Below are 19,939 nucleotides of genomic sequence, written 5' to 3' on the forward strand. Positions count from 1 at the left end.
CCTTACTTGGCTGCGCGCTCTTTGGCGATCAGTTGGTCGGCAACATTGAGGGTCTGCTCAGGACCACCGGAAGTGCCCAGGTCGAAACGGTATTTGCCGTTGACGATCATGGTCGGTACGCCTTGCACGCCATACTTCTGCGCCAGCTCCTTGGCCTGCTTGATCTGGCCCTGGATAGCGAAGGAGTTGAAGGTGGCCAGGAACTTGTCCTTGTCGACACCTTGGGTGGCCACGAAGTCAGCCATTTCGTCCGGCTTGGTCAGGCGCTTGCCTTGCTTCTGGATCGCGTCGAATACCGCGTTGTGGACTTTGTGCTCGACACCCATGGCTTCCAGGGTCAGGAACAGTTGGCCGTGGGCATCCCATGGGCCGCCGAACATGGCTGGAATGCGCTTGAAGTTCACGTCCTTGGGCAGTTTTTCAACCCATGGGTTGATGGTCGGTTCAAAAGCGTAGCAATGCGGGCAGCCGTACCAGAACAACTCCACCACTTCGATCTTGCCGGGTTCGGAAACCGGAACCGGATTGGCCAATTCAACGTAGGTCTTACCGGCTTCAAGCGGCACGTCGGCGGCTTGTGCGGTCATGCCGAAGAGGCTGGCAGTGACGAGAGCGGCGCTGAGGATCAGATTACGCATGCTTTACTCCTGGACAAATAAAGTCGCCTCACGCGACCTTTGTTGTGACAGGTCCGCGCGGGCATGAGTTCGTTAGTGTAACGGCACCGGCCACAAAAAAGGGCGGCCTGGGCCACCCTTTTTATGCTTGCATCGCGGGATTAATCGAGTGTTAACGTTGCGTGCACCTCAGTGCAGGCCCTGGATGTAGCTGGAGACCGCCGCAATGTCCTCGTCACTCAACTTGCGGGCGATGGTGCGCATGATCGCCGCGTCGCCATCGTTGGTGCGCCCGGCCTCTTCCTTACGGAAATCGGTCAGCTGCTTGGCAATGTAGGTGGCGTGCTGGCCACTCAAGTGCGGGAAGCCGGCGGCGGCAATGCCCGCGCCATTGGGCGAATGGCAACCGGTGCAGGCCGGCAGGCCTTTATCCAGGTCGCCACCGCGGAACAGTTTCTCGCCGCGGGCCACCAGTTTCGGATCAGCAGCTCCCACACTGCCTTTCTGGCTGGCAAAATACGCCGCGATGTCTGCCAGGTCCTGATCGCTGAGGTTGGTCAACAAGCCGGTCATTTCCAGGACCGTGCGCTTGCCGGACTTGATATCCTGCATCTGCTTGGTCAGGTAACGCTCGCCCTGGCCGGCCAGTTTGGGGAAGTTCGGTGCCGGGCTGTTACCATCCGGTCCATGGCAAGCACCACATACGGCGGCTTTCGCCTGGCCCGCTGTAGCGTCGCCTGCAGCATGGGCAACACCGGTGATGCCCAAGGTCAACAGCAGACTCACGATCAGTTTGTTCATCAGCTAATCCAACTACGGCTAAGGGGTTTAAGAGTTATCTACCGGGTTTACTCACCATCAATTCAATGATGGCCTGGTAATCCTCAGTACTGCAGTCCATGCACAAACCACGCGGCGGCATTGCCTTGAAACCCTGGGTCACGTGTAGCACCAGCGTGTCCATGCCCTGCGCCAGTCTTGGCGCCCAGGCTGCCTGGTCACCCCGTCTGGGGGCGCTGGGCAACTGGCCGGCATGGCAAGCCACGCAAACTCGGTTGTACACCGCTTCCGGATCCTGTGTAGCCTGAGCGCCGTAAAGCGGGACCAGGGCACCGATAGCGAGCAACCACTTGGTCATACGTCGACCATTTCAGGGTTTGAGAGCGTTCTGCGTTCTAATGCGCAATAAAGGTCTATCGCTCCCGTGAACTTCATCCTTCGCTGGGACAAAGCACACACAAAATCTGCGGCATTATATACTGGCGCTACTGAAACGGAAACGACACCGCTTGCCGCACCCTTTCTCGGCACCGCCCACATCGGAAATCTCATGCAACTCAAGAATCCCATCCTCGGCCTGTGCCAACAGTCCACGTTCATGCTCAGCGCCGCCAAAGTTGACCAATGCCCCGATGACGAAGGCTTTGAAGTCGCCTTTGCCGGTCGTTCCAACGCCGGCAAGTCCAGCGCGCTGAACACCCTGACTCACGCGAGCCTGGCGCGCACCTCGAAAACCCCGGGCCGCACGCAACTCCTCAATTTCTTCAAGCTAGACGATGATCGGCGTCTGGTCGACCTGCCGGGTTACGGTTATGCAAAAGTACCTATCCCGCTGAAGTTGCACTGGCAGCGTCACCTGGAGGCTTACCTGGGTGGCCGGGAGAGTTTGAAAGGCTTGATTCTGATGATGGACATCCGCCATCCGATGACCGATTTCGACCTGTTGATGCTCGATTGGGCGGTCGCCAGCGGCATGCCGATGCATATCCTGCTGACCAAGGCCGACAAGCTGACCTACGGCGCGGCCAAGAACACCTTGCTCAAAGTGCAGTCCGAAATCCGTAAGGGCTGGGGCGACGCGATCACGATCCAGCTGTTCTCTGCACCAAAGCGCATGGGCCTGGAAGAGGCTTACACCGTGCTGGCCGGTTGGATGGAATTGGCGGACAAAGGCGCGGAACTCGCGGAATAACTTTTCTGCGGGCAAAAAAAACCCCGGACTTCGTATGGGGAGGGGAAGTTCGGGGTTCAAGTTCCGGACCGCTAGGGCGGGGTCCAGATATCTGCCAACACTTAACACAACATAGGAGCATTGAAGGGCTTCACCACCCATTCAGTAACTCTGAGTAGCAGTTCACGGGTTAAGTTCCGGCAAGTCAGAAAAACTATTTGAAATAACCAACGGCGATTTCCGCACTAAAGCACTCTGCCACCACACAGCGCGGTGGCAGCGCCCGCACGTCAGTGCGCTTCATCCCAGTTATTGCCGACGCCCACTTCCACCAGCAGCGGCACGTCCAGCTTCGCGGCCGCACTCATATGCTCGCGAATCTTTTCGCTGACCTGCGCCACCTGATCTTCGCGCACTTCCAGTACCAATTCATCGTGCACCTGCAGGATCACCTTGGCATCCAGGCCCGAATCGGTCAGCCAGTTGTCCACCAACACCATGGCTTTCTTGATGATGTCGGCCGCCGTGCCCTGCATCGGCGCGTTGATCGCGGTGCGTTCAGCGGCCGCGCGCTCCTGGGGCTTGTTGGAGTTGATCTCGGGCAAGTACAGGCGACGGCCGAAGAAGGTTTCCACGTAGCCTTGATCTGCCGCCTGGGCGCGGGTGCGCTCCATGTACTCGCGAACCCCGGGATAACGGGCGAAATACACATCGATGTAGGCCTTGGCCGTCTTGGTATCGACGCCGATGTCCTTGCCCAGCTTCTGCGCGCCCATGCCGTAGATCAGACCAAAGTTGATCGCCTTGGCACTGCGGCGCTGGTCGGAGGTGACCTCGCCCAGCTCAACCTTGAACACCTCGGCCGCCGTGGCGGTGTGCACATCCAGGTTGTGACGGAAGGCGTTCATCAAGCCCTCGTCCTTGGACAGGTGCGCCATGATCCGCAGCTCGATCTGCGAATAGTCCGCCGCCAGCAGCTTGTAGCCCTTGGGTGCAACAAACGCCTGGCGAATCCGCCGCCCTTCGGCGGTACGCACCGGGATGTTCTGCAGGTTCGGATCACTGGAAGACAAGCGCCCGGTCGCCGCCACCGCCTGGTGATAGGAGGTGTGGATACGTCCGGTACGCGGGTTGATCTGTTCCGGCAGGCGATCGGTGTAGGTGCTTTTCAGCTTGCTCATGCTGCGGTACTGCATCAGCACCTTGGGCAGCGGATAGTCATCCTCAGCCAGCTTGGCCAGCACTTCTTCGGCGGTGGAGGCCTGGCCCTTGCCGGTTTTCTTCAGCACCGGCAGGCCGAGTTTTTCATAAAGAATCGCGCCGAGCTGCTTGGGCGAGCCCAGGTTGAACGCCTCGCCGGCGATCTCGAAGGCCTGGCGCTCCAGTTCGACCATCTTGTTGCCCAGCTCGATGCTCTGGATACCCAGCAGGTCCTTGTCCACCAGTGCACCCTGGCGCTCGATACGGGCCAGCACCGGCACCAATGGAATCTCGATATCCGTGAGCACGCTCGCCAGGCTCGGGATGGCCGTCAACTGTGCAAACAACGCCTGGTGCAGACGCAGGGTCACATCGGCATCTTCCGCCGCATAAGGGCCGGCCTGCTCCAGGGCGATCTGATCGAAGATCAGCTGCTTGGCGCCCTTGCCGGCGATGTCCTGGAAAGCAACAGTGTCGTAGTCCAAGTACTTCTTGGCCAGGCTGTCCATGTCGTGACGGGTTGCCGTGGAGTTCAGCACATAGGACTCAAGCATGGTGTCGAACGCAATGCCACGCACGGTAATGCCCTGCGCCGGGTCGCCGCCGATAGCGCAGTTAGCCAGGATGTTCATATCGAACTTGGCGTGCTGGCCGACTTTGAGCTTGGTCGGGTCTTCCAGCAGCGGTTTCAGAGCCAGCAGGACGGTGTCGCGATCCAACTGCTCCGGCGCGCCGATGTAGGAATGGGTCAACGGGATGTAGGCCGCTTCATGGGGCTGCACGGCGAAGGAGACGCCGACCAGCTGCGCCTGCTGGGCATCGATACCGGTGGTTTCGGTGTCGAAGGCAAACAACTTCGCGTCGTTGAGCTTCTTCAGCCAAAGGTCGAACGTCGCCTGATCGAGGATGGTGGTGTAGGTGGCCTCTGCCGGCGCTACTGCCTCGACGGCTTGCTCGGCAACCGGCGCAGCCTTGAGTTCCACGCGTTTGGCATCGCGCTGGACCTCATCAATCCAGCTCTTGAACTCCAGCAGCGTGTACAACTCCAGCAGCTTCTCGCGATCCGGCTCGATCAGGTGCAAATCATCCAGACCGATATCCAACGGTACATCGCACTTGATCGTCGCCAACTGGTAGGAAAGAAAAGCACTCTCCCGATGTTCTTCCAGCTTGGCCGGCAACGTCTTGGCGCCTCGGATAGGCAAGGTCGGCACAATATCCAACTGCTCATAAAGCTCTTTGATGCCGCCGTTCACGCCGACCAGCAAGCCGGAAGCGGTCTTCGGACCGATACCCGGAACACCCGGAATGTTGTCGGACGAATCGCCCATCAGCGCCAGATAGTCGATGATCTGCTCGGGAGCGACACCGAATTTCTCCTTCACGCCCTCGATGTCCATCGCGCTACCGGTCATGGTGTTGACCAAGGTAATGTGCCCGTCGACCAGTTGCGCCATGTCCTTGTCACCGGTGGAGATCACCACGGGGCGGGCAGCCGCCGCACTGCTGCGCGCCAGGGTGCCGATCACATCGTCGGCCTCGACGCCTTCGACGCACAGCAACGGGAAGCCCAGCGCGATCACGCTCTGGTGCAACGGCTCGATTTGCACGCGCATGTCATCAGGCATGCTCGGGCGGTTGGCCTTGTATTCGGCGTACATGTCATCGCGAAAGGTCCCACCCTTGGCGTCGAACACCACCGCGAACGGGCTGTCCGGGTACTGCTTGCGCAGGCTCTTGAGCATGTTCAACACGCCCTTGACCGCGCCGGTGGGCAGGCCTTTGGAAGTGGTCAGCGGTGGCAATGCGTGGAAGGCACGGTACAGATACGAAGAACCGTCCACCAGGACGAGGGGTGCTTGGCTCATGAGCAGAATCAACCTTTTCGGCGGGTCAGGCGCTAGAATAGCCGGACCAATGACGACAAAGGGACAAGGTTATCATGCGTACATTCAATCGCCTGCTGTTGACTGGCTTGATTGCACTCGCTCCGATGGCTGCCGTGGCGGCAGACGATGCGCCTGGGGGCGATCCGGAAGTGACCATTCGCACGGAAGGCGACAAGACCATTCAGGAGTACCGCCAGAACGGTTTCCTTTACGCAATCAAGGTCATCCCGAAGGGCGCACCTCCTTATTTCCTGGTGCGCGCGGACGGAACCGATGCGAACTTCATCCGTTCTGACCAGCCGGATATGCTGATCCCGTCATGGAAGATCTTCGAATGGAAATGATTTCTTAACTTCAATTGGCGCCGCGCACCGCGGCGCCCGTACTGGCAGTTTTAACCATGTCTGTGTTCACCCCCCTGGCTCGGCCCGAGCTGGAAACCTTTCTCGCCCCTTACGGCCTCGGCCGCCTGATCGACTTCCAGGGGATTGCCGCCGGTAGCGAAAACACCAATTTCTTTATCAGCCTGGAGCAGGGTGAGTTTGTCCTGACCCTGGTCGAGCGTGGCCCGGTTGCGCAAATGCCGTTCTTCATCGAACTGCTCGACGTACTCCACGACGCCGACCTGCCGGTGCCCTACGCCCTGCGCACCACCGACGGCGTGGCCTTGCGCGAACTCAAAGGCAAACCGGCACTGCTGCAACCGCGCCTGGCCGGCAAGCACATCAAGGACGCCAACGCCCAGCACTGCGCCCAGGTCGGTGACCTGCTGGGCCATCTGCACCTGGCGACGCAGGGCGAGAGAGTCCTCGAGCGCAAGACCGATCGCGGCCTGGACTGGATGCTCAGTGAAGGCGCGCAACTGATTTCGCACCTGAACGCCGCACAGCAACGCCTGTTGCAGGATGCTCTGACCGAGATCGCAGCGCACAAGGCCGAGATCCTCGCCCTGCCACGCGCCAACGTGCACGCCGACCTGTTCCGCGACAACGCGATGTTCGAAGGCACGCACCTCACCGGCCTGATCGACTTCTACAACGCTTGCTCCGGCCCGATGCTGTACGACGTGGCGATCGCCCTGAATGACTGGTGCTCGGACGCCGATGGCGTGCTTGATGGGCAACGCGCCAGGGCCTTGCTGGGAGCGTATGCAGGGCTGCGGCCGTTTACCGCGAAGGAAGCCGAGCTGTGGCCGACGATGTTGCGCGTGGCCTGTGTGCGATTCTGGCTGTCACGCCTGATCGCGGCTGAATCCTTTGCGGGACAGGATGTGCTGATCCACGACCCGGCGGAGTTCGAGCATCGACTGATGCAGCGTCAGCGGGTCACCGTGCAACTGCCATTTGCCCTCTAAAAGCCTGTGAGATCAAAAAGTGTGGGAGGAGGCTTGCCCCCTCCCACATTTGGTCGTCGTTTGCTGTCAGAGCGATTCCAGGCAACCCGCCAAGTCGTTGCCCAACTTATCCAGCACTTGCTCGTAGCCTTGAGCGGTCGCCGGGGTATAACCCCCCAGCGCATCCAACTCTGCCAACTTCACCGGCAACCCAGCCACCAGCGTTTCAGCCAGGCGCGGACGCAACGGCGGTTCACTGAACACGCACGTCTTGCCCACTTCCTGCAAACGGGTACGCATCGCCGCGACATGCTGGGCGCCGGGCTGGACTTCAGCGGCCACGCTGAACACGCCGGCATGCTTGAGCCCATAAGCGTCTTCGAAGTAATCGAAGGCTTCATGGAACACGAAGTAGGGCTTGCCATCGATCGGCGCAAGACGGGCTTTCAGGCGAGCATCCAGGGCATCCAGGCGCTCGTCGAAGGCCTTCACGTTGCTCTGGTAACGCGAGGCATTAGCCGGATCGGCAGCAGCCAGGTCAGTGGCCATGCGTGCAGCAATAACCCGTGCGTTGATCGTGGACAGCCACAAGTGCGCGTCCAGGCTGCCTGGGCGGTGATCGTGGTCATGTTCGTCGGCTTCATCGGCGTGGGAGTGGCTATCTTCGGCAAAACGGCGCAGCTTCATGCCCGGCAGGTCCTGCACTGCTACCGTTGTTGCCGTACGACCTTTCAACACGCGCGGCAGGAAACTCTCCATGTCCGGGCCGATCCAGTACAGCAGGTCCACCGACTGCACACGCCGTACGTCGGATGGTCGCAACGCATAGTTATGCGGCGACGCGCCCGGTGGCAACAACACCTCCGGAACCGCCACGCCGTCCTGCACCGCCGCAGCAATCAACTGCAACGGCTTGATGCTGGTCAACACCTTGACCTCGGCCTGAGCGGCGCCAGCCATGAACAAACTGGTGACAAATACGACAAAAACGGGAAAAAGTCGGGACACGATGACCACTCAATGGCGTAGGAACGGGTAACATAATAACGTCTCTATCAAATATCTGTCGCCGCTCATGCCTAAAACACCGCTTGCCAGCCGTCCCCACGACCACTCTCACTGCGTGCATACCGCGCTGTCGGAAGCCGACACCCTGTGCACACAGAAGGGTCTGCGCCTGACCGCACTGCGCCGCCGCGTGCTGGAATTGGTGTGGCAGAGCCACAAGCCGCTGGGCGCCTACGACATTCTCGGCGTGCTCAGCGAGCAGGACGGCCGCCGCGCCGCGCCGCCCACCGTGTACCGCGCACTGGACTTCCTGCTGGAAAACGGCCTGGTGCACCGCATCGCCTCGCTTAACGCCTTCGTCGGCTGCAGCCACCCGGAACACGCGCACCAGGGCCAGTTCCTGATCTGCCGCGAGTGCCACGCCGCCATCGAGCTTGAACAAAAAAGCATCAGCGACGCCATCATCAAAAGCTCGGCCGATGTCGGCTTCCGGGTCGAAGGGCAAACGGTCGAAGTGGTCGGCCTGTGCTCGGGCTGCCAGGGGGCTTGATGAGCAACGCGTTAATCCGCCTGGAGCAGGTCGGGGTCACGTTCGCCGGGCAAAACGTGCTGGATAACATCGCACTGAGCGTGGAGCCGGGGCAGATCGTTACCCTGATCGGCCCCAACGGCGCCGGCAAGACCACCCTGGTGCGTGCCGTGCTGGGCCTGCTCAAGCCCGACACCGGCAGTGTGTGGCGCAAGCCCAAGCTGCGCGTCGGCTACATGCCGCAGAAGCTGCATGTCGATCCAACCTTGCCATTGTCAGTCCTGCGCTTCCTGCGCCTGGTGCCCGGCGTAGACCGTGCCCGCGCCCAGGCGGCGCTCAGGGAAGTCGGCGCCGAACAGGTGATCGACAGCCCGGTGCAAAGCATTTCCGGCGGCGAAATGCAGCGCGTGCTGCTGGCCCGCGCCCTGTTGCGCGAGCCGGAACTGCTGGTGCTGGATGAGCCCGTGCAGGGCGTCGACGTCGCCGGCCAGGCGGAGCTGTACAGCTTGATTACCCGTCTGCGCGACCGCCATGGCTGCGGCGTATTGATGGTGTCCCACGATTTGCACCTGGTGATGAGCACCACCGACCAGGTGGTGTGCCTCAACCGCCACGTGTGCTGCTCGGGCCATCCGGAACAGGTCAGCGGCGACCCGGCGTTCGTCGAGCTGTTCGGCAAGAACGCCCAGAGCCTGGCGATCTACCACCACCATCACGACCACGCCCACGACCTGCATGGCGCCGTCGTCGATGACCCCGCCGCCCCTCATACCCACGTTCATGGAGATAGCTGCAAGCATGGCTGATTTTCTGCTCTACGCCCTGCTGGCAGGCTTGGCTTTGGCGTTGGTGGCGGGCCCGTTGGGCTCGTTCGTGGTCTGGCGGCGCATGGCCTATTTTGGCGACACCTTGTCGCACGCCGCGCTGCTGGGCGTGGCCCTGGGCTTTCTGTTGGATGTGAGCCCGACCATCGCCGTGACCGTTGGCTGCCTGTTATTAGCGGTACTGCTGGTGACCCTGCAACAGCGCCAGCCCCTGGCCTCCGACACCCTATTGGGCATCCTGGCACCCAGCACCCTGTCCCTGGGCCTGGTGGTGCTGAGCTTCATGCATGAAGTGCGCATCGACTTGATGGCCTATCTGTTCGGCGACCTGCTGGCGATCAGCCCCGGCGACCTTGCGTGGATCCTCGGCGGCAGCGCGGCCGTACTGGCGCTGCTGGTCGCGCTGTGGCGCCCGCTGCTGGCGATTACCGTGCACGAAGAGCTGGCCACGGTAGAAGGCTTGCCCGTGCCGGCCCTGCGCCTGGCCCTGATGTTATTGATCGCCGTGGTGATCGCTGTCGCGATGAAGATTGTCGGCGTATTGTTGATCACGTCGCTGCTGATCATTCCTGCGGCCGCTGCCCAGCGCCACGCCCGCTCACCGGAGCAGATGGCGGTGGGCGCCAGCCTGCTGGGGATGCTCGCTGTGTGCGGGGGCCTGGCGTTGTCCTGGTTCAAGGACACGCCGGCCGGGCCGTCGATTGTGGTCACGGCCGCCGCCCTGTTTCTGCTGAGTTTTGTCCTGCCCCGTCGAGGGGTGTAGACTTGCTCGCTTTTTGCGCAAATAGAGAGTCGCAGGAATGAAGCCGTTCACCTCCCGTTATCTGCTCCTTGCCGCATTTTCCCTGCTGCTGGGCGCCTGTCAAAGCACACCGCCCGCCGTCCCCGAGGCCCCGGACGCACGCGCTGCGGCCATCGCACAGCTGGAGCAAAACCTGGCCAGCAGCGAACTGGCCACCGCAGAAGACCAGCTAGCGGCGCTGCAAGCCCAGTCGCCCAACGACCCGGCGCTGGAAACCTACCAGCGGCAGTTGGCTGAAGCCTACTTGCAACGCAGCCAGATCGTGCTGCAAAAGGGCGACGTAAACGCTGCGGCGACCGCCCTGAGCCGTGCCCGCGCCCTGATGCCCAAGGCACCCGCGCTGACCGGTGGCGTCAACAGCGCCATCAGCCATGCGCGCAAGGCCGAACTGGACAAAGCCGAAGCCGACCTGAAAGCCGCCGAGGCCAAGCCCGCCGCCAAGGTCATCGACCCCACGGCGCCCAGCACCACCGTGGCGTTGAACCTCACCAACATCGAAGAACTGCGCCATCAGCTGGATGCAATTGCCACCGACGTGGTGAATTACCAATGCGATGTGAGCATCCAGGCGCCGCGCACAGAGGATTACCCGTGGCTGGCCACGTTGCTGACCAAACGGGTGAAGCGAATTGATTCGGGGTATGACCTGAAGATTCACCGGCAGATTCTGAAGAAGATTCCGGCGCAGGTTGTGCTTATTCCGCGCAAGGCGGAATAAAACCATCGGCGGCAAGCCCCTCCCGCACTTTGAATGTATTCACAGCTCAAAATGTGGGAGGGGGCTTGCCCCCGATGACGATCTAACAAACAACCAAAGACTTAAGCCGGAATCGCCTTGGCCTTAGGCTCACGATCCCAGACCCGGTGCTGGGCAATCGCGGCAAAGAATGCCTTGAACGCCTTGGCATCCGACCCGACGATCAGTCCCGCATCCGCCTCAAGCTTCAACAGATCCAGCAATGACTTAGCGTCGTTGGCGACGGTAATCGCCTTCAAGTGCTTGTACGCTTCCAACAGGAAGTGCAACGCCACGCCATCACCACTCAAGGCTTTAACAGAGTCTTTCCCGCCAGGGACAAATACCGCATCGAACGCAATCGACGGCATACCTTCCATGGAGGCATCCACCTTCAGGCTTTTACCATCAGCCGTTTTTACCGGTGCCGAGGTTGGCCCCAGCAGCTTGGCATGTGCGCCCTCGGCTTCCAGTGCCTTCTTCAACGCATCAATTGCAGCACCATCAACGCCGTTCGCGGCAAGAATCGCCACTTTTCGCGTTTTGATATCACCCGGCAGCAGGTTTGCCTGGCTCAATGCCGGCGAACGTTCCGGCTGGGTTTTACGGACAGGCACCGTGCCTTGGGTCGGCGCGGGCAGCCCCAGGTTCTGCGCCACGCGCTTGGCCAGTTCCAGGTCGATGTTGGCCAGGATCTCGTTGACCTGACGCGCGCGGATAAACTCGCGCTCGACCTTGCCCAGCTCAAAGCTGTAAGCCGCAATGATGTGCTCCTGTTCGTGCTTGCTCATGCTGTGGAAGAACAGACGCGCCTGGGAGAAGTGATCGCCGAACGACTCGCTGCGCTCACGGATCTTGTGCGCGTCGATGCGCTCAGGGTAGGACTCAAAACCACCATCCTGCGCAGCCGGTGGCGTTTCCTTCGGCCAGCCGCCATCGATGGAGTTCGGCTCATAAGAGGCTCGCCCTTTATCGATGGTGCTGCGGTGCATGGCATCGCGCTGGTTGTTATGCAGCGGCGTGACCGGCTGGTTGATCGGCAACTGATGAAAGTTCGGCCCGCCGAGTCGACTGATCTGCGTGTCAGTGTAGGAAAACAGCCGACCTTGCAGCAGTGGATCGTTGGAGAAGTCGATACCCGGCACGATATGGCCTGGGCAGAACGCGACCTGCTCGACTTCAGCGAAGAAGTTGTCCGGGTTGCGGTTGAGCACCATCTTGCCCAGCGGCGTGATCGGCACCAGCTCCTCAGGGATCAGCTTGGTCGGGTCGAGGATATCGAAGTCGAACGCATGCTCCTTGTCCTCGGGAATCACCTGCACGCCCAATTCCCACTCAGGGTAGTCGCCCATCTCAATGGCTTCCCAAAGGTCGCGGCGGTGGTAGTCGGTATCTTTACCGGCCAGCTTTTGCGCTTCGTCCCACACCAGCGAGCAAGTACCCGCCGTAGGACGCCAGTGGAATTTGACGAAGTTGGATTTCCCCTCGGCGTTCACCAGGCGGAAGGTGTGCACGCCAAAACCCTGCATGCTGCGCAGGCTCTTTGGAATGGCACGGTCAGACATCGCCCAGATCACCATGTGCGCCGATTCAGGCTGCAACGAGACGAAGTCCCAGAAGGTATCATGCGCCGACCCGCCTGTAGGAATTTCATTGTGCGGCTCGGGCTTCACGGCGTGTACGAAGTCAGGAAACTTGATCGCGTCCTGAATGAAAAACACCGGCATGTTGTTGCCCACCAGGTCGAAGTTGCCTTCTTCGGTGAAAAACTTCACGGCAAAACCGCGCACATCACGCACCGTATCACCCGAACCGCGCGGGCCCTGCACAGTGGAAAAGCGCGTGAAGACCGGCGTTTTATGCCCAGGGTCACGCAGGAAACCAGCCTTGGTCAGCGCCGAATGGTTCTCGTAGGTCTGGAAATAGCCATGGGCACCGGTGCCACGGGCATGCACGATGCGCTCCGGGATACGCTCATGGTCAAAGTGCGTGATTTTTTCACGCATGATGAAATCTTCCAGCAGCGATGGGCCACGGGAGCCCACTTTCAGGGTGTTCTGGTTGTCGGAAATCTTGACGCCCTGATTGGTACGCAGGGCCTGACCGGTCGCATCGGAGCGGAAGGCCTCCAGGGCCTGCAGCTTGGCGTTGGTGTTACCACGATCCAGGGTGTCGGTGCCCGCTAGCTCGCTCTTTGGCTTTTTGCTACTCATCAGTCAAAACTCCTTATTCAAAGTGGCCAGAGCGGTCCCCGGCTCGTTTGAGCAAAACCCCAGGCACGGCACCTGGGAAATCGAGTTGCTTAAGTAGTGACTGACGCGGTTTTGTACCGTTCCTTTTTTATGACCTTTGATCGCGTTATTGCCAAATCGCTGGTTGAATACGAAATAAATGCTAAGAAACGCTATACAGACAGGCTAAAATGCGCGCCCGGCTAACCGCTGATCCCTTTTCCATGCGCCCCACAAGGTTCGCTACGTGATCGAGTTTCAAAACGTCCATAAAACCTACCGCGTCGCCGGTAGGGATATTCCCGCGCTGCACGCCACCAGTCTGAGTGTCGAAAACGGCCAGGTGTTCGGCCTCATCGGCCACTCCGGCGCGGGCAAAAGCACCCTGCTGCGCCTGATCAACCGCCTCGAAGAACCGAGCGGCGGCACCATCAGGGTAGATGGCGAAGAAGTCACCGCCCTGGACGCCAACGGCCTGCGCCGTTTCCGCCAGCAGGTCGGGATGATCTTCCAGCACTTCAACCTGCTGGCGTCCAAGACCGTCGCCGACAACGTGGCACTGCCACTGACCCTGGCCGGCGAATTGTCGCGCAAGGACATCGACCTGCGCGTCGCAGAACTGCTCGCCCGCGTCGGCCTGTCGGACCACGCCAAAAAGTACCCGGCGCAGTTGTCCGGCGGCCAGAAACAACGCGTCGGCATCGCCCGCGCCCTGGCGACCAAGCCGAAGATCCTGCTGTGCGACGAAGCCACCAGCGCCCTCGACCCGCAGACCACCGCCTCGGTGCTGCAACTGTTGGCCGAGATCAACCGCGAGCTGAAGCTGACCATCGTGCTGATCACCCATGAAATGGACGTGATCCGCCGTGTCTGCGACCAGGTGGCCGTAATGGACGCCGGCGTGATCGTCGAGCAAGGCTCGGTGGCCGATGTATTCCTGCACCCCAAGCACCCAACCACCAAGCGTTTCGTGCAAGAGTCCGAGCAGGTCGACGAAAACGAGCAACGCGATGACTTCGCTCACGTACCCGGCCGCATCGTGCGCCTGACGTTCCAGGGCGAAGCGACCTACGCGCCGCTGCTGGGCACCGTCGCACGCGAAACGGGCGTGGACTACAGCATCCTCGCCGGTCGTATCGACCGCATCAAAGACATCCCTTACGGGCAATTGACCCTCGCCGTCACCGGTGGCGACATGGACGCCGCATTTGCGCGCTTCACCGCTGCTGACGTCCACATGGAGATCCTGCGCTAATGGACGTCCTGTTGAGTTTCTTCGCCAATATCGACTGGTCCGAAATCTGGCTCGCCACCGGCGACACCATGACCATGCTGTTCGGCTCACTGTTCTTCACCGTAGTGCTGGGCCTGCCCCTGGGCGTGCTGCTGTTCCTCACCAGCCCGCGCCAACTGTTCGAACAGAAGGGCCTGTACGCGCTGCTGTCGCTGATCGTGAACATCCTGCGTTCGCTGCCGTTCATCATCCTGCTGATCGTGATGATCCCGTTCACCGTATTGATCACCGGCACTTCGCTGGGTGTGGCTGGTGCGATTCCGCCGTTGGTGGTGGGCGCGACGCCGTTCTTCGCACGCCTGGTGGAAACCGCGCTGCGTGAAGTGGACCGCGGCATTATCGAAGCCACGCAATCGATGGGCGCCAGCACGCGCCAGATCATCACCAACGCCTTGCTGCCCGAAGCGCGCCCAGGCATTTTCGCGGCGATTACGGTGACCGCGATTACACTGGTGTCCTACACGGCCATGGCCGGTGTGGTGGGTGCCGGCGGCCTGGGTGACCTGGCGATCCGTTTCGGTTACCAGCGTTTCCAGACTGACGTGATGGTGGTCACGGTGGTGATGCTGTTGATCCTGGTGCAAATTCTGCAAACCGTCGGCGACAAGCTGGTGGTGCACTTTTCTCGAAAATAACGGCCATTGCCGGGGATAAGCCGGCACATGCCCGAACAAGGAGCTTGTTGGATGAAGAAACTACTGGTTGCGTTCGCCGCCGTTGCCGCGTTTTCCGCCCACGCCGAGACCATCACGGTCGCGGCTTCGCCGGTCCCACACGCGGAAATCCTCGAATTCGTGAAACCTGCCCTCGCCAAAGAAGGCGTGGACCTGCAGATCAAAGTCTTCACCGACTACGTGCAGCCGAACGTACAAGTCGCGGAAAAGCGCCTGGACGCCAACTTCTTCCAACACCAGCCGTACCTGGATGAATTCAACAAAGCCAAGGGCACCCACCTGGTGAGCGTCGGCGCGGTGCACCTAGAACCCCTGGGCGCCTACTCCAGCAAGTACAAGAAGCTGGACGAACTGCCAAGCGGCGCCAATGTGGTGATCCCCAACGACGCCACCAACGGCGGCCGGGCCCTGTTGCTGCTGGCCAAGAACGGCCTGATCACCCTGAAGGACCCGACCAACATCCTGTCGACCATCAAGGACATCACCGCCAACCCGAAAGGCCTGAAATTCCGCGAACTGGAAGCCGCCACCCTGCCGCGCGTACTGACCCAGGTCGACCTGGCGCTGATCAACACCAACTACGCGCTGGAAGCCAAGCTGGACCCGTCCAAGGATGCGCTGGTGATCGAAGGCAGCGACTCGCCTTATGTGAACATCCTGGTGACCCGCGAAGACAACAAGGACTCGGACGCCGTGAAGAAGCTGGTTGCAGCCCTGCACACGCCTGAAGTGAAGCAATTCATCGAAGAGAAGTACAAAGGCGCGATCAAGCCGGCGTTCTGATCTGATTCGATCTCCAACACGCTGAAGATCAAAAAATGTGGGAGGGGGCTTGCCCCCGATTGCTGAGTGTCAGTCACTGCATCTGGTGGCAGACCCACTGCTATCGGGGGCAAGCCCCCTCCCACATTTGTTATGTGTCGCCTGTTACTGACGCTTCAACAACCCCGGCAACTGCGCCACCAGCTTCTGGTTGTTCAACGGCGCACGGATGAACCCGCGCTGAGTCCCATCCGGCCCGATCAATGCCAGGTTGCCGCTGTGGTCGACGGTGTAGTTCGGCTTACTGGTGTCCGCCGGAATAAACGGGATGCTCACCGCATTAGAGACCTTCTGCACCTCCTCCACATTCGCGCCCGTCAGGCCCTGGAACTGCGGGTCGAAGTAGCCCAGGTACTGTTTGAGCTGGGTCGACGTATCGCGGTTCGGATCCACACTGACCAAAATCACCTGCAACTTATCCACAGCCTCTTTAGGCAGCTCGCTCTTGATCTGGCGCAGCTGGGCGAGGGTAGTCGGGCAGATGTCCGGGCAGAAGGTGTAGCCGAAGAACAACAGGCTCCACTTGCCTTTCAATTCGTTGACCAGCACCGGCTGGCCGTCCTGGTTGGTCATGGTCACCGGCGGCAACTGACGGCTTTGCGGCAACAGGATGATACCTGCGTCGATCAGCGCGGTAGGGTCGCCCTGGCCCTTGCCCGAGAGCACTTTGTTAACGGTCAGGCCCATGATCAGTGCCACCAGGGCCACCAGGATGAAGACAGTCTTTTGAGTTCGATTCATAGGTTCAACAGTAAGTAGTGGTCTACGAGCAGGGCGATAAACAGCAGCAGCAAGTACCAGATAGAGTACTTGAAGGTGTTGATCGCCGCGTGCGGCCGACCGCCACGGTACAACACCCAGGCCCATTGCAGAAAGCGCCCGCCCAATACCAGGGCGCAGCCGAGGTACAGCAGGCCGCTCATGTGGATCACATAGGGCATCAGGCTCACCGCCAGCAGGGCAAAGGTGTAGAGCAGGATATGCACCTTGGTGTAGTGCTCGCCGTGGGTCACCGGCAGCATCGGGATATCGGCCTTGGCGTATTCTTCCTTGCGATGGATGGCCAAGGCCCAGAAGTGTGGCGGGGTCCAGGCGAAGATGATCAACACAAGCAGCAGAGGCTCGGCGCTGACATGCCCGGTGACGGCGACCCAACCCAGCAAGGGCGGCGCTGCACCGGCCAAGCCGCCGATAACAATATTCTGTGGCGTCGCACGCTTGAGAAAACCGGTGTAGATCACCGCATAGCCGAGCAGCGAGGCCAGCGTCAGCCAGGCTGCGAGCGGATTGGTGAATGCCAGCAACAGGGCCAACCCGGCAACAGCCAGAAACAAAGCAAAGGCCAACGCCGCCAGCGGTGACACCCGGCCCTCCGCCAACGGCCGCTTGTGAGTGCGCGCCATTACCGCATCGATGCGTCGGTCCACTACATGGTTGACCGCCGCCGCGCCGCCTGCACACAGGGCAATCCCCAGGTTGCCAAACACCAGCACGGTCCACGGCACACCAGCGCGAGTCGCCAGGAACATCCCCACCAGCGAGGTGATGAGCATCAGCACCACCACCTTGGGCTTGGTCAGCTCCAGATAATCACGCCAGATGGCCTGGTCGTGACGTGCGCCGATCAAGGTCGCCATGGCATCTCTCCTTTAAGGGTAACGAGGCCCGATACGTGTTTGCGTGGAATAAAGCGCCAGCCGAACGGCAACTGGTTGCGCACCCGGACCAGACTGGTGCGCGCGTGATAGTTGACCAGTACCAGCGTCAGTAATAACGCCGCACCGCCCGCGTTATGCCCTACCGCAACCGGCAGCGGCAGGTGGAAATACACATTGCTCAGGCCCAGGCAGATTTGCGCCGCCAGGGCGATCAACAGCAAGCCGGCCAACCGCGTCATGCCGACTGCGCGCAACTGCCAGGCCAGGCCCAGCAGCACCAGGCTGACGATGACGGCGCCGATGCGGTGGGTCAGATGGATGGCGGTGCGCGCCTCGCTGTCCAACTGCCCACCGAGGTAATTGGGGCCGATGTGTTGAGTCAGGTGGAAGCCGTTGGCAAAGTCCGCTGCCGGCCACCACTGCCCATGGCACGTTGGCAAATCGATACAGGCCACCGCCGCGTAGTTGGAACTGACCCAACCGCCCAGGGCAATCTGGCCGATCACCAGCACCAGGCCTGCCGTCGCCCAATATTGCAGGCGCTTGGGCACGATCAGCGCGGGCAATACGCCGGACAAACGCAGGGTCAGCAGGAACAGCAGGCTCAAGGTCGCAAAGCCACCCAACAGATGCCCCGTCACCACCTGCGGCCACAGCTTCAATGTCACCGTCCACATGCCAAATGCCGCCTGGGCGAACACCACCGCCAGTACAAACAGCGGCAGCTTCACCGGCTGGCCCGGATCGCGCCGATGGCTCCACGAGCGCGCCGCCAGCAACACAATCAGCAAGCCCAGGGTGCCAGCGAAGTAGCGATGGGTCATCTCGGCCCAGCCCTTGTCCGCCTCCACCGGCGTATCGGGGAAGTGCAGCTCGGCGTGGGCCAGTTGGGCTTCGGTGTTGGGCACGCCGATGAAGCCATAGCAGCCGGGCCAGTCCGGGCAGCCCAGACCCGCATGGGTCAGGCGGGTATAAGCGCCGAGCAGCACAACGATCAGCGCCAGCAAGGTGGCAAACAACGCGAGGCGAAATCCAGGTTTGGCCATGACGGTGCCCCTATCCGATGTTCGACAGTTTCAGCAGGTGGCGCAGGTCGTTGAGCAAGTCCTTGCCCTTGACCTTGGTGTCATAGCGCAGCACCAGGTTGCCGTGGGGGTCGACGATCCACAGCTGAGCATCCCCCGGTGCAGCGGCGTTTTTACTGAAGGTCGACAGGTCCAGCGGGTAGCGTTGCAGTTGCGGGTACTCGGCCTTGAGCTTGGCGTCATAGTCGCTGTCCAGCGGCTGCGCACTGGCCAAGGCATGGCTGGCGCGGGAGGCATCGCGCCCCAGGCCAATCTGCAATTGACGCGCGAGGTAGACCAGTTGCTGGCAATCGGCGGCGCAGGCGGCGGGCGCGGTGACCAGCAGTTGCCAGCGCTGCTCATCGGCCGGCACGCCAATGTCGGCGCGGGTCTGGCCGTTGCCGATCATCTCGCCGTGGTAGCTGCGGCTTTGCGGCACCCAGAACTGCAGCTTGTACATGAAAGTGGCCAGCGCCATCGGGCCGATCACCATCATCAGGATCAGAATCAGTTGCCAACGGCCTTTGCGCCGATCAGGCACCTCAGACATGTTGGGTGGATTCATGGCCGCTCCCATGGGGCTTCTCCTTTTTGTTGTGCCATCCGAGGTAGAGGTAAAGCGCCAGCAACGCCAGCGACATGGCGAACCACTGCACGGCATACGCCAGGTGTTTTTCCGGCCCCATGGCCACGATGGGCCAGCTGGTTTCGTAAGTGCCGGGGCCGGGCTCGGCACGTAGCTCATAGGCGAAACCGCTGCGGCCCAATTGCGCCCACAACGCGGCAGGGTGCAGCGCCGTCAGCAGACGTGGCCATTGCGCACTGGCGGGGTCGGCGTGCAATTGGAAGGTTTCGCCAGGGGCGACGTAGACCCAGGCATCCAGATTCAAGAGCTGCTCCGGGGTACTGAATACCGGTGGCGTGCGCCGGTCCGGCCAGGGTAGCCAGCCGCGATTCAGCAACAGCCACAGGCCGCTGGCCTGATCGTGGAAGGGTTGCAGCAGCTCTACGCCGGCCTTGCCGTCGCGCATGCGGTTATCGAGAAACACGCTGTGCCCGGCATCCAACTGCCCGCGCAAGCGCACGCGGCGAAAGGCCGGGTCGGCCATGTCATTGAGTTGCGCACTGCTGATCGGCTCCGCTGCGCGCCGCTCGGCATAACTGTCCACCAGCAGCTGCTTTTCATGGCCGCGCGACAGTTGCCAGAACCCCAACCCCACCATCAGGGGCAGCAGTACCAGCACCACTAAGGTGGGTGCGATTCCTGGACGAAAGCGTTTTGCGGCGCTGGCTATACTTGTTTTCAT

At 61.1% G+C, this 19,939-nt stretch carries 21 protein-coding genes; 10 read left to right on the forward strand and 11 right to left on the reverse strand.

Annotated elements, in window-relative coordinates; translation table 11 throughout:
• Positions 1 to 2: 2 nt before the first annotated feature.
• From dsbA to AC3WP7_RS15510, 3 genes are all read right to left on the reverse strand, one after another.
• The gene (dsbA, locus tag AC3WP7_RS15500) at positions 3 to 638 is read right to left on the reverse strand and encodes a thiol:disulfide interchange protein DsbA (protein ID WP_033899253.1); all 636 of its coding nucleotides are present in this window, start codon (positions 636 to 638) and stop codon (positions 3 to 5) included.
• A gap of 168 nt (positions 639 to 806) precedes the next feature.
• Positions 807 to 1,418 (reverse strand): c-type cytochrome, encoded by a 612-nt coding sequence (locus AC3WP7_RS15505; protein ID WP_058424433.1) that lies wholly within the window; start codon positions 1,416 to 1,418, stop codon positions 807 to 809.
• A 34-nt stretch (positions 1,419 to 1,452) separates the two neighbouring features.
• Positions 1,453 to 1,755 carry a c-type cytochrome gene (locus tag AC3WP7_RS15510; RefSeq protein ID WP_071490950.1) on the reverse strand — a complete coding sequence of 101 codons (303 nt, stop codon included), beginning with the start codon at positions 1,753 to 1,755 and terminating at the stop codon, positions 1,453 to 1,455.
• A gap of 192 nt (positions 1,756 to 1,947) precedes the next feature.
• Here AC3WP7_RS15510 and yihA point away from each other — a divergent pair, with 192 nt between their 5' ends.
• The gene (yihA, locus tag AC3WP7_RS15515; RefSeq protein WP_010207832.1) at positions 1,948 to 2,589 is read left to right on the forward strand and encodes a ribosome biogenesis GTP-binding protein YihA/YsxC; all 642 of its coding nucleotides are present in this window, start codon (positions 1,948 to 1,950) and stop codon (positions 2,587 to 2,589) included.
• Positions 2,590 to 2,858: 269 nt separating this feature from the next.
• Here yihA and polA read toward each other — a convergent pair whose 3' ends face one another.
• Complete coding sequence (gene polA, locus AC3WP7_RS15520) at positions 2,859 to 5,636, reverse strand: DNA polymerase I (protein WP_102592499.1); 2,778 nt, start codon at positions 5,634 to 5,636, stop codon at positions 2,859 to 2,861.
• Between the two features lie 74 nt (positions 5,637 to 5,710).
• Here polA and AC3WP7_RS15525 point away from each other — a divergent pair, with 74 nt between their 5' ends.
• Entirely contained in the window at positions 5,711 to 6,001 is a 291-nt protein-coding gene (locus AC3WP7_RS15525) for a DUF2782 domain-containing protein (protein ID WP_071490948.1), read from the forward strand.
• Positions 6,002 to 6,057: 56 nt separating this feature from the next.
• Positions 6,058 to 7,011, forward strand: coding sequence for a homoserine kinase (locus AC3WP7_RS15530; RefSeq protein WP_092241420.1), 954 nt, complete (start codon positions 6,058 to 6,060; stop codon positions 7,009 to 7,011).
• A 66-nt stretch (positions 7,012 to 7,077) separates the two neighbouring features.
• Here AC3WP7_RS15530 and AC3WP7_RS15535 read toward each other — a convergent pair whose 3' ends face one another.
• Positions 7,078 to 8,007, reverse strand: a complete 930-nt coding sequence (locus AC3WP7_RS15535) for a zinc ABC transporter substrate-binding protein ZnuA (RefSeq protein ID WP_092241422.1) — start codon at positions 8,005 to 8,007, stop codon at positions 7,078 to 7,080.
• Positions 8,008 to 8,065: 58 nt separating this feature from the next.
• Between AC3WP7_RS15535 and AC3WP7_RS15540 the strand changes: the two genes are divergently transcribed.
• Genes AC3WP7_RS15540 through AC3WP7_RS15555 form a run of 4 tightly spaced genes read left to right on the forward strand, consistent with a single transcriptional unit; the run spans position 8,066 to position 10,871 of the window.
• On the forward strand, positions 8,066 to 8,548 hold the full coding sequence (locus tag AC3WP7_RS15540; protein ID WP_012721520.1) for a Fur family transcriptional regulator: 483 nt from the start codon (positions 8,066 to 8,068) through the stop codon (positions 8,546 to 8,548).
• A complete protein-coding gene (gene znuC / locus AC3WP7_RS15545) occupies positions 8,548 to 9,333 on the forward strand; it encodes a zinc ABC transporter ATP-binding protein ZnuC (protein WP_092241423.1) in 786 nt (261 codons plus the stop codon). Before AC3WP7_RS15540 ends, znuC begins: the two co-directional genes overlap by 1 nt.
• The gene (gene znuB / locus AC3WP7_RS15550) at positions 9,326 to 10,114 is read left to right on the forward strand and encodes a zinc ABC transporter permease subunit ZnuB (protein ID WP_102592500.1); all 789 of its coding nucleotides are present in this window, start codon (positions 9,326 to 9,328) and stop codon (positions 10,112 to 10,114) included. Before znuC ends, znuB begins: the two co-directional genes overlap by 8 nt.
• A gap of 37 nt (positions 10,115 to 10,151) precedes the next feature.
• Positions 10,152 to 10,871, forward strand: coding sequence for a PA5502 family lipoprotein (locus AC3WP7_RS15555; protein ID WP_071490943.1), 720 nt, complete (start codon positions 10,152 to 10,154; stop codon positions 10,869 to 10,871).
• Between the two features lie 101 nt (positions 10,872 to 10,972).
• Here the strand turns inward: AC3WP7_RS15555 and katE are convergent, their stop codons facing one another.
• Positions 10,973 to 13,102, reverse strand: a complete 2,130-nt coding sequence (gene katE, locus AC3WP7_RS15560) for a catalase HPII (RefSeq protein WP_071490942.1) — start codon at positions 13,100 to 13,102, stop codon at positions 10,973 to 10,975.
• 265 nt (positions 13,103 to 13,367) lie between these two features.
• Between katE and AC3WP7_RS15565 the strand changes: the two genes are divergently transcribed.
• Genes AC3WP7_RS15565 through AC3WP7_RS15575 form a run of 3 tightly spaced genes read left to right on the forward strand, consistent with a single transcriptional unit; the run spans position 13,368 to position 15,871 of the window.
• The gene (locus AC3WP7_RS15565; protein ID WP_093514274.1) at positions 13,368 to 14,375 is read left to right on the forward strand and encodes a methionine ABC transporter ATP-binding protein; all 1,008 of its coding nucleotides are present in this window, start codon (positions 13,368 to 13,370) and stop codon (positions 14,373 to 14,375) included.
• The gene (locus AC3WP7_RS15570) at positions 14,375 to 15,049 is read left to right on the forward strand and encodes a methionine ABC transporter permease (RefSeq protein WP_010207814.1); all 675 of its coding nucleotides are present in this window, start codon (positions 14,375 to 14,377) and stop codon (positions 15,047 to 15,049) included. The genes AC3WP7_RS15565 and AC3WP7_RS15570 overlap by 1 nt, the downstream gene beginning before the upstream one ends.
• 51 nt (positions 15,050 to 15,100) lie before the next feature.
• Entirely contained in the window at positions 15,101 to 15,871 is a 771-nt protein-coding gene (locus AC3WP7_RS15575) for a MetQ/NlpA family ABC transporter substrate-binding protein (protein ID WP_093514273.1), read from the forward strand.
• A 144-nt stretch (positions 15,872 to 16,015) separates the two neighbouring features.
• Here the strand turns inward: AC3WP7_RS15575 and AC3WP7_RS15580 are convergent, their stop codons facing one another.
• Genes AC3WP7_RS15580 through AC3WP7_RS15600 form a run of 5 tightly spaced genes read right to left on the reverse strand, consistent with a single transcriptional unit; the run spans position 16,016 to position 19,939 of the window.
• Complete coding sequence (locus AC3WP7_RS15580) at positions 16,016 to 16,651, reverse strand: SCO family protein (RefSeq protein ID WP_102592501.1); 636 nt, start codon at positions 16,649 to 16,651, stop codon at positions 16,016 to 16,018.
• A complete protein-coding gene (gene cyoE / locus AC3WP7_RS15585) occupies positions 16,648 to 17,547 on the reverse strand; it encodes a heme o synthase (RefSeq protein ID WP_102592502.1) in 900 nt (299 codons plus the stop codon). The genes AC3WP7_RS15580 and cyoE overlap by 4 nt, the downstream gene beginning before the upstream one ends.
• On the reverse strand, positions 17,535 to 18,614 hold the full coding sequence (locus AC3WP7_RS15590; protein ID WP_092241437.1) for a COX15/CtaA family protein: 1,080 nt from the start codon (positions 18,612 to 18,614) through the stop codon (positions 17,535 to 17,537). Before AC3WP7_RS15590 ends, cyoE begins: the two co-directional genes overlap by 13 nt.
• A gap of 10 nt (positions 18,615 to 18,624) precedes the next feature.
• Positions 18,625 to 19,209, reverse strand: coding sequence for a PA_0111/PP_0108 family redox-active disulfide protein (locus tag AC3WP7_RS15595; protein ID WP_092241439.1), 585 nt, complete (start codon positions 19,207 to 19,209; stop codon positions 18,625 to 18,627).
• Complete coding sequence (locus AC3WP7_RS15600; protein WP_071490936.1) at positions 19,175 to 19,939, reverse strand: SURF1 family protein; 765 nt, start codon at positions 19,937 to 19,939, stop codon at positions 19,175 to 19,177. The genes AC3WP7_RS15595 and AC3WP7_RS15600 overlap by 35 nt, the downstream gene beginning before the upstream one ends.

It is taken from the genome of Pseudomonas sp. FW305-3-2-15-C-LB1, assembly GCF_058787615.1.